Annotated in this window: 5 protein-coding genes; 1 reads left to right on the forward strand and 4 read right to left on the reverse strand. The window is 55.6% G+C overall.

The annotated features are described in order from the left end of the window. Positions 1-49: 49 nt before the first annotated feature. The 4 genes from recD to ald form a co-directional block, all read right to left on the reverse strand. Complete coding sequence (recD, locus tag NYR02_RS12935) at positions 50-2,020, reverse strand: exodeoxyribonuclease V subunit alpha (protein ID WP_260976768.1); 1,971 nt, start codon at positions 2,018-2,020, stop codon at positions 50-52. After that, positions 2,017-5,988: a UvrD-helicase domain-containing protein gene (locus NYR02_RS12940; protein ID WP_260976769.1), complete on the reverse strand. Its 3,972-nt coding sequence runs from the start codon at positions 5,986-5,988 to the stop codon at positions 2,017-2,019. Before NYR02_RS12940 ends, recD begins: the two co-directional genes overlap by 4 nt. Continuing rightward, complete coding sequence (gene recC / locus NYR02_RS12945) at positions 5,985-9,542, reverse strand: exodeoxyribonuclease V subunit gamma (RefSeq protein WP_260976770.1); 3,558 nt, start codon at positions 9,540-9,542, stop codon at positions 5,985-5,987. Before recC ends, NYR02_RS12940 begins: the two co-directional genes overlap by 4 nt. A gap of 117 nt (positions 9,543-9,659) precedes the next feature. Next, complete coding sequence (gene ald / locus NYR02_RS12950) at positions 9,660-10,778, reverse strand: alanine dehydrogenase (protein WP_260976771.1); 1,119 nt, start codon at positions 10,776-10,778, stop codon at positions 9,660-9,662. A gap of 433 nt (positions 10,779-11,211) precedes the next feature. On the opposite strand from ald, the gene NYR02_RS12955 reads away from it, so the two are divergent. Continuing rightward, entirely contained in the window at positions 11,212-11,949 is a 738-nt protein-coding gene (locus tag NYR02_RS12955; protein WP_260976772.1) for a hypothetical protein, read from the forward strand. Positions 11,950-12,002: the final 53 nt, after the last annotated feature.

Here is a 12,002-nt window from a genome sequence, read left to right on the forward strand (position 1 = left end):
CACTATTGAGAAGGTCAATAAAAAATATTCCGTCGTTACAACCGCGCCGCTACCACAGCGCCTCACGTAATCCACTGGCGCGCTGCACCCGGGTATTAAGACCTTGCTGCCAGCAGGCTTCACTGCTGAACAGGCTGAACCGTTGCTTCGCCCGGGTAATGGCGGTGTAAATCAGCTCGCGCGTAATCACACTTTGCCACTGCTCAGGCAGCAGCAGGCACAGATGATCAAACTCCGAACCCTGGCTTTTGTGCACCGTCATGGCGAAAGCGGTTTCATGGGCTGGCAGGCGGCTGGGTAATAAATAGCGGGTGCCGCCGTCGGCATCCGGGAAGGCGACTTTCAGCGTCTGCCCGCCCTGCTCATCGGTCACCGGTAACGCGATTCCAATATCACCGTTATACAGGCCGAGATCGTAATCATTACGGCTGATCATTACCGCACGGCCACTGTACCAGCCCGAAGTTGAAGCGCGGGTATCGAGCAACGCGGCGGCCTGCAACAGGCGCTCAATACGCAGGTTGACCTGCTCTACTCCATAAGGTCCCTGACGCAGGGCCACCAACACCTGAAACTGGTTAAACGCGGCAAAAATTTCGGTCGCCTCAGCCCCGACACGCACCGCCTGGGTAAAAGCACGGTATCCTTCGGTCAGCGTTTGCTGCCACGCGGACTGTTGCCAGAACGGCTGCTCGGCCAGCGGCGTCAGAGCAACAAAACGTACATCAGAAAATTTACGCAGCACCTGCTCGGCACGCGTCTGCTGGCTGTTATTCACGGCGGAGGCCAACTGGCCAATACCGCTGTCGGCGGTAAAACGATGGGACACGCGCAGTGAAGCCACCGCATTCTGCATCGGGCTGACGGAGGCTTCGGCTACCTCGGTTAAATCAAAGCCGGTTAACTGTTGCAGGCGTTGCGCAAAAGCGCTGTCCGGCCCGTGCTGTACACCGGCATCACACAAATCAGCCAACACACTGCCCGCCTCCACCGACGCCAGCTGATCACGGTCGCCTAGCAGAATTAAACGGGTATCGGCGGCAAGCGCCTGAAACAGGTGATACATCATCGGCAGATCAACCATCGAGGCTTCATCCACCACCACACAATCAAACGGTAAATGCCGCCCGGCGTGATAACGAAAACCGCGCGGTGACCAGCCCAACAACCGGTGCAGGGTGTAGCTGTCGTCCGGAATCTGTTCGGCCAACGGTAATTCGCCCTTACCCGACTGCTGCGCCCGCAGCTTGGCCCCCCGTATCGACTCGGTCATACGTGCGGCGGCTTTACCGGTGGGCGCAGCCAGCGCAATCGACATCTTTGGATTCTGACTCAGCAGCGCACTGAGCAGGCGTGTCACCGTGGTGGTTTTACCCGTGCCCGGGCCGCCGGTAATGACGGCAAAGTTACGGATACAGGCACTGGCCGCAGCCACCTTCTGCCAGTCAACCGCCATTCCCGAATGAGCGGAACCCGAATGAGCGGGACCCGGCCCGCCAAACAGCTGTGTCAGCGTGGTGGTCAGTGCCGCAGCGTTCAGCGCGGGCTCCTGCGCCAGACGCTGATGAATCTGGTGCAGCACGCCCTGTTCATAGAAAAAGTAACGTGCCAGATAGAGGTTATTGCCCTGCAGCACCAGCGGTTGCTGGGCATAGTCTGCGTGCAGAGGACGGTGTTCTGTGCCCACAGCATCGACACTGAACACCGTGTGGCAGGCACGCAAAGATTGTGCGGCGACAGGCGCCAACGAACGCCAGGTCTCGCGCCATTCCGCCACCGGGCAGGCCTCCAGTGGCAGGCAAACCTGACCTTTGCCCAACGCCACACTGACCAGCAATGAGGCCATCACCAAGACCGTCAGGCGCTCGTCGTCGGCCACAACAGGATCAGCCTGTTGCTCCCAGGCCAGAATCTGCATGGCGACCTGGTGGTCAATGTCACGCAGGTTTTTGACTTCGCCCGCCGCCTGCACAGGTGGCAGGTAATGATTCAGGGAATGTTTTAATGGCGGCTGCTTCATGCAGGGGCCTCCGCTGTGTGCGCGGTGGGTAAAACCACCTGACGCCATTGTTGCAGTTCTGCAAGATCCACCGCGTGGTAATACACACCCGGCACCTGGGTCAGGGACGGTGCGGCAAATAAATCCTGCTGTGAAACGCCGGCATCCTCTGCGCTTAAACGCGGTGCCTGCGCACCCAGATGCATGCCACGCAACCAGAAATAGTACACACCACCGAGATGCTGCTGCGGGTCATACTGCGGCAGACGCTGGCGCAGCAGCTGGTCCAGCGCAACGGTATAGAGCCAGGCTTGCAAGTCATATTGATGATCGGCCATCGCCTGTTTAAGCGCTGCCGGAGTGTAATCCTTGAGGCTGAAGCCCAGATGATTGGACTTATAGTCGGCCACGTAATAACGCCCCTGATAACAAAAAATAAGATCGATAAAACCTTTCAGGTAACCACTGAGGGTATCGAAATGAAAACGCCCGGCACCTCTACCCAGCTCGCCCCGTTCGTCCGGATCATTCAGCAAGCGATTAATGTCCGCCGCCTGCAGTGCCTGTACCGGCAAATAAAACTCCATTTCATCCAGACGGTCGCTGTGGCCAATATCGGCTAAGGCAAACGTATCCCCCTGGGCCGTCATCAGCGGACTGTTCACCACCGCCTGCAGCCAGTGTGCGACGTCGGCTATCTGCTGTTTTTTTACGGCATCAGCATTTACACCATCCCCCGTTGCACCATCATCAGCGGTATTCAGCAGGCCGTAATGGCTCAGCTCACGCTCGGCGATGGTTTTCAGATGGTCTTCATCGACAAAGTCCCAGTGTTCAAATATGGCGTGCAAGCAGGTCCCGGCGTTGGCACCTTTGGCAAAGGTTAATGCCGGGGCATCGGCCTGAAATTCACGGCCATTGCTTTCTGCCAATAAAAACTCATCGGCCACCACTGACTCAGGCTCAGGCTCATCCGTCGCTCTGCCTTCATCCATGACCAGTACATCTTCCTGGTAGTGATGATCGTCTGCGGTCAGCTGGCTGTAGCTGCTAACACGCCAGCTGTCCCAACGCTGCGCCCGGCATAATGCAGCAGCCGGACGATCCTGCTGCGCCGGTGCCTGGCGCAGAGCATCCGCTGACCATAGCGGTAAGTCGCCGACACTAAAGGCTCGTTTTTCTGCTTGTTTTTCTGTTTGTTGTTCTGGCTGCTGCTCAGACTGCTGTCCGGGCTGTTTCAGCCCCGCCCAATCCGGATCATTTTTGAGCGCCAATAAATAGCCCAGCGCCGACTGCGCAATACGGGATTTTTTCTCTTTTTTGCTTTTGCCATCGACGGCATCCGCCAGCCAGATAAAACAGCCTTGCACCGCACGGGTTAACGCCACATACAACAGGCGCAATGACTCGGCCAATGAGTCGCGCTCGGCCAGCGCTTTGGCTTCGTCATCGGGCTCCAGGTTCAGCACCATGCCGTCTTTTTCACTGAAATACTGGGTATCACTGCGGGCATTGGGCAGGTAGCTGTCGTCCCACAAAAACGGTAAAAACACCAGCGGATATTCCAGACCCTTGGATTTATGAATGGTGGCAATGGTGACCAGATTGGCATCACTCTCTAAACGCAGTTGCGCTTCATCACCGCTGCGATTGGCGGAGAAAAGATGCTCACCAAACCAGCGTAATAACGCCTCATGCCCACGTAAACGGCGGGCTGCGCCCTGCAATAATTCGCCCAGATGCATCAGGTTGGTAATGCGCCGCTCACCATCCTGCTGACGGCGCAGTCGCTGGGCGCGGCCATCTTCTTCAAGCCATTGCATCAGTGCGGCCATCACCCCGCGGCGCTGCCACAACTGGTGATACGCGTGGTTCTGTTCCAGTGCCGTTTCCCACGCCCGTTCGTCGTTCAGCAGGATATCCAACTGTGCGGCAGTCAACCCCTGCGTTTCGGTCGCCAGCGAGGTACGCAAAGCGCGCTCGTCCGTCGGATGCGCCACCGCCTGTAACCAGGCAAAGACATCCCGCGCTTCGAGGCTGTCGTACACGCTGTCGCGGGTTAAAAACACACTGCCGATCTGACGCGCGGATAAGGCTTCACGGATTAAACCCGCCTGCTTACGGCTGCGTACCAGCACCGCAATATCCCGCGCCTGCACTGGCGTATCGCCCAACGTTGCCGTGCCGTGCATTAGGGCATCGATTTTTTCCGCGCACTGCTCGGCAACACGAAATTGCGCGCGGGCGCGGGAATATTCTTCACCGTCGTGCCACAACTGCAACGGGGTTTGTTCTTCACCGGCAATTTTAAATGGCTGGCCGTCGGGTTTACCTGCCGCCGATACATTAACGAACTGAATGTCGTCATCAAACACAAAGGGGCTGTCGTGGCCGGCGAATAATTGGTTAACGCCGTTCACCAGCTGCGTGTGACTGCGCCAGTTTTTTTCCAGGGTAAAACGGCGTTCGTCCACCAGCTGCCGCCGGGCTTTAATGTAGGTAAAAATATCGGCACCGCGAAAACCATAAATAGCCTGTTTGGGATCGCCGATCATAATTAATCCGTGCTGACCTGCCTGCGTCGCCAGCGCGGTGTCAGAAACATCCTCAGACTGCTCATTTATGTCATATAAACTCCGCGTCTTCGTCTTTCCCTTCCTGGCGCTGCCATCCTCGCCAACGGTCAGATCTTCCATAACCTGCGTCGTAAGCGCGGTGTCAGATTTATGTTCAGACGGTTTAGCAACAGTATCCGGCGGATAAATACGGTTAAAAATTTCGTATTGTTGTGGATCGGTATCCTGAAATTCGTCAATCATCGCCAGCGGATAAAGCCTGCGGATATGACTGGCCAACAATTCGCCCTGTTCGGCGCGCAGAGCGTTCACCAGCAGACGTAATAAATCGTCCGGGGTTAAGGCACCGGCTTTTTCCAGCAGCTCAAAATAACGTTCTTTAATGGCATCCATCCAGGCCATTTCCAGCAACAGGCTTAACTGTTTGCTGGTCTGCAGAAATTCGGCTGTGGCATCAAACGCCGGATGCTGGGGCAGCTCGCCGCTTTTTAATTTTTCTTCCATGGCTGCCGGGGTCATGCGGTACAGATTTTTGGGCGCGGGCATATAAAAACGCCCGGAAAAATACCCGGAAGCTTCCGCGACCCAGGCAGGGGCAAAACGCGTGCTGTAAGAGCGTTTATCCAGCCCTGAGGCGGCAATCAATTGCAGGATGTCGGCATCGCTGGTGCTGTTCCAGGCCCGTTGAGCACGCTCAAACGCTGCTTCAGCGGTTGCCCAGACGCTGGCCAAACCCGCCACTGACAGAGCCGGAATCACCGTCATATCCGGACGGTTAATGCGTGCTTTTACTTTCGCCAGTACATCATCCGGGCCGGAATAACGGCTGATTAAATAACGTCCTTGTTGTTCATCCAGGGCATAGGCCTGCTGCCGCCAGATATCTTCACAGGCTTGTTGCAAATAACTGTCACTGTCGAGCACCAGCTCGGCGCTGAACACCACACCACTGTCAAAGGCAAACTGTTTCAGCATGCGCTGACAGAAACCGTGAATGGTATAAATCGCGGCTTCATCCATTAATGCCAGGTTGCTTTGCAGCCAGGGTTTCAGTTGCTTACACAGACTGTCGATATCGCTGTGCTGGCCATCGTTGTTTTGGAAAGCCGCTAACTGCTGTAAATATTGCAGCTGCTGATCGTTAATCGGCTGGCCGTTTTCCAGTGACAATAAATCTTCCAGCGTGTCACGCAAACGCTGGCGGATACGCCCACGCAACTCTTCGGTGGCGGCACGGGTAAAAGTCACCACCAGAATCTGATCACAGCCCAGACGTTCACCGTTTTCGCGGCCGTGTCCCAGAATCAGGCGGTTATACAAACCGGTGATGGTAAAGGTTTTACCGGTACCGGCACTGGCTTCAATCAGCGACTGACCGTACAGCGGAAAATCAGGAATGGATAAGGTTTTCATACGCCTTCTCCTCCACTGTAGCTGGCAGCGGAATCTTTATGCAGCTCATCGGTTTTTATGTGTTTTTTCAGGCTGGTGAGCAAAATACCCTGCTCAGCAAGCCACTGATCAGGTAACTGACTTTGCAGTTGCGCGACAAAATCCGGCAGGCAACGCTGCAGATAAGGCGACGCCAGTTCGCCAAAATCCTGCTCCACTAATTTGCTGATTTCTTTTTGCATGGCATCGGCCTGTGCGTCGGCATCGTCGGCGTGTTTTTCGCTGATCCGTTCCTGCGCCTGAATCAGGCTCCACAGCGTATCGGGCAAGTGCGCCAGCGGTTCGCACCAGCACTGCCAGTACCAGTCAACCGCCTGACGGACTAAAGCAATGGCTTCTTCCCCGGTGGGTAACGCCAACTGCACCTCGCGCAGCCAGACAGAGCCTTTGTCTTTGCTCAGTCCCAGCAAACAGACATGGCTGATTGTGCCGGGTGCTGCCGCGGCAACCAACAGAGCATCCAGCCAGGCTTGCAGCAGATGCCGGCCACGCAAATCCCCAACGCGGTAATACAGCAGATACCCGGTGCTATCCGTTGGCTGCTGCACAAAGGCCTGCTGCAATTCACCGTGGACGCTGCACGGTTCCTCCGGGCCTTGTTCCAGCGTGAGCGTCAGCGCCCGGACGTCCATACGGAATTCGGATAAAGCGACAATTTTGTGTGCCAGCGGGCGTGAGTAATCAATCAGATTGTCACTCCAGACTTTCCCCAGCGCATTCACCGGCAACTGCCCCAACGCCTGCTGGCGACGGGTAAAGGCCAGCTCATCGCTTAATTCTTCAGCGTGGCCCTGCTGAATATCGGCCATAGCCAATTGCAGCCAGTCGTCTTTCAGCTGATATAAATCCAGACCATTAAGAGCAAAAGGTTCTTCGGTTTCGTGCTGTTGCCAGTACACATCGAACGAGGCTTTTAAGCGCCGGGTGACAAAGTATTTTAACGGGTCAGCCAGGGCCTGCTTGACGTCTTCCCAGGCAACCTGCGAGGTATCGATATCCGCCGGAATGGTCAGCGGCTCACTGAAGAAATGATCGTTTTCCGCATCGGCCGGGCTGCTCTGCTGAGCGGCAACCTCAGCCCATACCTGCTGGTAACTGCGCACATGACGCGCTGCATCACCATGATCATTGCTGAACGCCAGACGGTTATAGGGCTGCAAGGGTAATTCTTCCTGCAACCAGTTGAGCATGGTGCTGCGGCTCTGTTGATGGGGCTGCTGCCGGTCAGTTTCGAGACAATAGCCATCGCATAAATAATCGCGTAATTCCGCCACCAGCACCGACGGCTGCAATTCGGCATTTTCGCGCACATCGTGGCCACGATAGCTGATGTACAGATAATCCTGTGCCGAACACACCGCCTCCAGAAACAGATAACGGTCATCCTCGCGGCGCGAACGGTCACCACGGCGACTGCGCCCCGATACCATTAAATCGAAACCCACCGGTGTTACCCGGCGCGGATAATCCTCATCGTTCATCCCCAACAGGCACACCGCTTTAAACGGGATAGAACGCATCGGCATCAGGGTACAGAAGTTCACCGGCCCGGCGAGAAAACGCTGCCAGCCGCCCTGCTGCCCTAACTGTTCGTTAAACCAGCTGCGCACCACCGGTGCGGATAATTCGCCGTTAAAACCGGCCAGCGTCAGCTCTTCCTGCCAGCGCTGAATGGCATCGCGGATGCGCTGCAGCGAGTTCTGTTCGGTGTTGTCAGCCAGATACAGGTCGTTAAGCATGCTCTGCAGTGCATCCGACCACTGCGCCACCGAGCAATGACCGGATGAAAGTACTTTCTGCCAGTGTTCCAGGGCGTCGATAAAAGCCATCAGATGGCCCAGCAGTTCGCCCTCGTTACCTTCGGTGGCAGAGACGGGAAAATCTCCCATAAAGTCCTGACGACTGTCCGGCGTCAGATACCCCAGTAACAGCTGGCGTAAACCTTTGCGCCAGCTGTTTTGTTCAAAGGCGGGCAGGCCCAGCTGCCCGCGCTGCTGGCTATCCAGCCCCCAGCGGATCTGCGCCTGCGCCAGCCAGTCACGCAGTAACGATAAATGATCTTCGCTGATGGCAAAGCGGTTACGGATGGCGGCGACATCCAGCCAGTCCTGCACTTCGGTGATCAGCAAGCGTGAATCGGCCAGACCCAGCAGACTGAGGAAGCTGTCGATCAGCGCATCTTCCTGCGCCATGGATTGGTCGGCGATGGCCCAGGGAATACGGTATTCCGCACCGTTTTCCGTGCGGGCACGACTGCTGGCAAATACGGCATCGATATACGGCGCGTACTGGTCGATATCCGGCACCATCACCACAATATCGCGCGGTTTAAGTTCAGGGTCGTTATCCAGCCAATACAGTATCTGATCGTACAGGCGCTGCACTTCGCGCAGCGGACTGTGGGCGCTGATTAAGCGCACACTGCCGTCGGCGGCAGCAACCCCCTGCTTAAACTCACTGTGGTGCTGCGCTTCTTTGCTGAAAGCCCCCTGCTGACGATCAGTTAAAGTCAGAATGTCCTGCTGCAGATGCGCCAGCAGGGACTGCGGCCCGCGTTCAACGTCTCTTTCAACCCCCCGTTCGATATAGGCGTCCACATCCTGAATCCGACCCTCATACTGCTCGGCCGTTTCATGCACCAGCGTCAGAAAATCACGCCCCAACCGCCCCCAGGAAGCCAGCAACGGGTTGCCACGATCAAGCAGGTGGGCGCTATCCGGATTATCACGCAAGATGCGCATTTTTTGCCGGTCACTGACAATATCGCCCCAGAAGTTTTTGCACGGATTCAGCAAAAAGAAATGCACTTCAATCACCGGCGAAATCGCCTGCAACACCTGCCAGTAGCTACCCGGCAACGCCGCAATACCAAACACAAACAACCGTTTGGGCAGATCGGCCAGACGCTCTGGGTGAGCCTGCACCAGCTGTTCCAGCTCCTGCAGCAGGCGCGCGCGGTGATCCAGTGAATGGCCAAGCCTGGCGCTGTCGGCCACTAACGCCCGCCACACCAGCGGCTGCCACGGATGGGCCGATACCTGTGTATCGGCGACTTCATCCTCACCCAGCTCCCAGCTCAGCAGCCAATCGGGGCGATACACCAGATACTGGTCAAACACGTCGGCGATGGTCTGCGCCAGCTGATAACACTTCACGCCATCGGCATCGTTCTGCAGATAATGGGCAATGGCTTCACAGCCCGGCTGTGTTGCCAGCGCTGGCAACAGACGCACCAGTTTCCAGGCCATAATCTGTTTATCGAAATGAGAGCGTTCCGGCAGTTCCGGCTTGAGGCGGTTAAACACCTGCCAAACAAAGCTTGAGGGCAGCGGAAAATCCACCTGCGCGGCGATCCCCAGCGAATCCGCCAGCTGCAGTTTGAGCCAGTGCGACATGCCCTGACTCTGTACCAGAATGGCTTCCTGACCAAAGGGGCCGACGGGCGATTCCTGCATCTGATGGACAAGAATGCCCTTAAGAATTTCAAGATCGTTGGAATGATAGAGGCGGAACATGCTTTCCCTGCGGGCAAATGGTTGGCAGGCCATAGAGTACCAGAGAAGACCAGACTTGAGAGCCACGAGAAAGTAGCGTGGGCACTGCCCACTGAACGAAACCGTCATTGCCGGAGTTTACAGACCCAGCAGCGTTTCCCTCTGCACGTACTCCACGCCCTGGCTGGCCGCTACTTCCGCACTGGTCAGCGCGCCCTGACACAGGTTCAGGCCCATACGCAAATACGGATCATCACGCAGCGCCTGCTCAACACCCTTACCCGCCAGCGCCAGTACAAAGGGCAAGGTGGCGTTATTCAATGCCTGCGTGGCAGTGCGGGCTACCGCACCCGGCATATTGGCGACGCAATAGTGCACCACGCCGCTGTCGACATAGGTTGGATTGCTGTGGGTGGTTGGCCTTGCGCTTTCCACACAGCCGCCCTGATCAATAGCGACATCGACGATCACCGCGCCGCGTTTCATGCTTTCTAAATGGGTACGCAGCACCAGTTTCGGCGCTGCAGCACCGGGAATTAATACCGCACCAATCACCAGATCGGCCTTGGGCAGACACTCATCCAATACGGTGCGGGTAGAAAAACGGGTATGGATGCGATTGCCGTACTGCTGATCCAGCTCGCGCAGCGCCTGCATCGAGGTATCGAGCACCGTGACCTGCGCGCCCATGCCCACGGCAATAGCCAGAGCATTTCGCCCCACGACCCCGGCGCCGATAATCACTACCTCGCCAGCCGGCACACCCGGCGCTCCGGCCAGCAACACCCCGCGTCCGCCGGCCTCCATCTCCAGACTGCGGGCACCGGCCTGCACCGCTATGCGCCCGGCGATTTCCGACATAGGGGCTAACAGTGGCAGCCGCCCGGCTTTATCGGTAACGGTTTCATAGGCGATACCTGTAGCACCGGTTGCCATCAGCGCCTGGGTCAGTGCCGGGTCCGGCGCCAGATGCAGATAGGTAAACAGTGTATGTTCAGCGCTAATCAGGCTGATTTCTTCCGGTTGCGGCTCTTTGACCTTAACGATCAGTTCGGCGTTATCAAACACCTCAGCCGCAGCATCAACGACCATTGCCCCACAGCTCAGATAATCGTCATCACTGAAGCCAATGGCCGCCCCTGCGTTCTGCTGCACCCAGACTTCATGACCGCGATGCACCAGCTCGCGCACGCTGTCCGGGGTCAGACCAACCCGGTATTCATGGTTTTTAATCTCTTTCGGAACACCAATACGCATAAGCACCTCCGCAATATATAAAAATAGTGTAGCTGGGCCAGGGCTGCTGGGCGCAGTAATAAACACCGCACCAAACGACTGCGCACCAGACTACTGAACAGACCACCAGATTATGTTAATGAACGGCCGGAATCGTGCGTGTTTACGCGCCGGTGTCAAAATAACGATGCACGGATTGTCGCCTACCAGGAAGAATATACCCTTTAAAATCAATGGCTTAACGGATTGATCAACGAGATAGTGCACAAAGTGTAAAACGATGGCGGAGCGATAGTGTCGTGCGCGTTTATAGCCTGATAGCAGTTGTATCAGTGACACTTTTCGTAATGAGGACAGTGGGTTAGACTCCGGGCATAAACAAGGACAAGGGTGTGTAAATGAGCATGCCTGCTAACAAACTGTTAGCTTTATATAGAGCATAGGGCCTCCCCTCATGAGTTCACCTTTAGACGATAAAAAGAATGACCTTATAGCCTCTGCCGGAAAATCCATTTTGGGAGTGGTTCCATTTGCAGGGCCTTTACTCGCTGAAATAATTGATCATTTGGTGCCTGATCAGCGAATGGATAGGTTGACGACTTATGTCAAAGAGCTTGAGAGTAGACTTTCCAGCGCAGAAGAAACGATTGTAAGAGCCTCACTGAATAAACCGGAGGGGTTAGCTCTAGCAGAGGACGGATATATTGCCGCTTCGAGAGCAGTGACGATGGATAGGACATCTTACATAGCATCCATTGTTGCCAACGGACTTTCGGTTGAAGAAATGTCTGAAAGCCGCCAGCGCTACCTACTAAATCTACTTTCAGAGCTCAATGATGAAGAGGTTTTGTGGTTGCGTTTCTTTTTCAATCCCGTAATCGACGGAGACCATGAATTCCGAAATAAGCATAAAAAAGTGTTTAAACCTGCAAGAGCTTATATCGGAGCTCCAGAATCAGAAATTGAAAAGGCGTCGATTCAAGAGAGTTACAAGGAGCATCTCGAACGTTTAGGGCTGGTGGAGTCGAAGATAAATTTTGATCGAAAAACGGGAATCCCTGAGTTCAACAAATTCTCTGGCAAACCTCGCACCAGCTATACAGAAACAACCCATCTAGGGCGAATGCTGCTCAGAGAGATTGGAATGATAGAAGCCGAACCGCCTAGTATCAACTTTGAACCGCGACAGTAGCTCCTAAATTCCATAGTACACCTCCTCTGGTGTTTTGTAGTTGAGTCGTTTTC

Source organism: Thalassolituus pacificus (assembly GCF_025318105.1).
GTDB lineage: Bacteria > Pseudomonadota > Gammaproteobacteria > Pseudomonadales > Oceanobacteraceae > Venatoribacter > Venatoribacter pacificus.

Coding starts and splice junctions, on each gene's coding strand:
- recC (WP_260976770.1), bottom strand. CDS start 9,542: ATGTTCCGCCTCTATCATTCCAACGATCTTGAAATTCTTAAGGGCATT.
- recD (WP_260976768.1), bottom strand. CDS start 2,020: ATGAAGCAGCCGCCATTAAAACATTCCCTGAATCATTACCTGCCACCT.
- ald (WP_260976771.1), bottom strand. CDS start 10,778: ATGCGTATTGGTGTTCCGAAAGAGATTAAAAACCATGAATACCGGGTT.
- NYR02_RS12940 (WP_260976769.1), bottom strand. CDS start 5,988: ATGAAAACCTTATCCATTCCTGATTTTCCGCTGTACGGTCAGTCGCTG.
- NYR02_RS12955 (WP_260976772.1), top strand. CDS start 11,212: ATGAGTTCACCTTTAGACGATAAAAAGAATGACCTTATAGCCTCTGCC.